Annotated in this window: 1 protein-coding gene; it reads left to right on the top strand. The window is 34.2% G+C overall.

Annotated features, from left to right (window positions below):
* The first annotated feature begins 411 nt into the window (after window positions 1-411).
* Complete coding sequence (locus BAQ49_RS09865; protein ID WP_071745172.1) at window positions 412-1,365, top strand: DUF3994 domain-containing protein; 954 nt, start codon at window positions 412-414, stop codon at window positions 1,363-1,365.
* The last annotated feature ends 340 nt before the right edge of the window (window positions 1,366-1,705 follow it).

Below are 1,705 nucleotides of genomic sequence, written 5' to 3'. Positions count from 1 at the left end.
AGTTTATGTATGTCGAACAATTAAGATGGCTTCCTGCCATCCCTTGTCCGAAGCCAATTCATCTCCCACCTATTCACTTCGCGTTCCTTGAGGAAGGAGTCTTCTTGGCTAAAATGATAAAAACTCATTAGTCTTTTATTGGAAATGTTATAATGGTAATTGTGGTTTTTTTCTGGAAATGGGTGATGTTCGCATAATTATTGGATTAGATTCCTAAGCAGTAGTTGAAGCATTTTCTACGTTTTTATCACAAGATAACTTGAATTTGTAACAAACAAAATTTGTTGAGTTAATCTAATCATTTATTATGTTGTGGGAAACGAGACATTTGCATGCCATTGCAGAAAAATCCATTTATAAAGTAGAGGTTACTTTATAAAAGCTTATAAAAATATTAAAGGGGTAGATGTTATGAAACCGAACAAGGTATTATCCATAGCACTTCCTATCATACTCTTAACAGGGTGTGGTGGGGAAGACAAGATAAAAGAAAAAGCCGAAGCCAAGCAAGAAGAGAAACAAGAATCGAAGAAAGTAGCTAAAACTCATAAAGTATCTGCTGAGTTTTATAAACGAGATATCAATACTTATTGTAAGTATTTAGAAGATGACTTTAAAGCATACAACAATGAACTGAGTCATATCTCGGATAACACTACTACAAGGGAAGCGATTATAGATAGAATTAAACGACTCGAAAGAACAATTGATATGTTTAATGAAATTGACCCTCCTAAAGAGTATGCAGACGTCCATAAAGATGTAGAGAGTTCAATGGAACACTTCTCAAAGGCAATGAAACTATCGAAAGAAGTATTTTCTAGAAAAGAAATGCCTAAAGGGGGTAGAACTGATAAAGAATTACTAGAAGAGTCTGATAATGAAATCAAGAAAGGTGACGAGTACTGGTTTAAATTCATAAAAGAACTTGGTTTCACAGAAGGCTCTCCTAACAGAGCAATAACAGAAGCTCAATTAAACGAGTTGGATAATAAAGAAGGTACTAACCTTGAAGCAGTAGAAAAGAACGTAGTAGATGGAACAGAGTTAATTGCTAACTGGGGTTTTGAAACGAAAAACGGTTTCCAACCTTCTCTTATCTTAAAAGGTGGTAATCCAAAACAGTTTGAAGTTTACCTATATGGAGATTATCCAAAGAAAGGTAACCACATTGAAGGTACATGGACTTATGATGTTCCATCCAAAGAGTTACGATTACATATCGACAAACAATTTGTAAATGGTCAGGAAGCAGAAGTTATTCATAAAGACCTTAAGTACAAAGTACAAAACTATGATAAAAAGAATTTGCAATTATTTAACCAAGATTCTATGAAAATAACTCGATATACAAAGCAAATGTAATAATAAAAAGGAAAAGGATTAGGTATAGTCGCCTAATCTTTTCTTCTTTGTAACTATCCAGCCCATAGTTAAAATCGCAAGACAAATAGAGGTAATCACTACGATCTATTCTGTTTTCCTCTGATTGGGGTACCGCCACATCGCCATCAAGCCAAAATTTTATAGCACGCCCAGAACAAAATTTTGTGCTAACTTGTAACAAAAAAGCTCATTTTTTTGTTTTGGGCTAATTCAGAATTCTTAAGTTGATGGGCATGTGGTGCTACCTCAAGATACTTCACATCAGACAATAAAACAGAAATTGAATTTGAATAAGCATTCCTGCGGGAGTGCTTATTCA

This window comes from Bacillus proteolyticus (assembly GCF_001884065.1).
GTDB lineage: Bacteria > Bacillota > Bacilli > Bacillales > Bacillaceae_G > Bacillus_A > Bacillus_A proteolyticus.
This window is presented reverse-complemented; position numbering and strand designations above follow the sequence as displayed.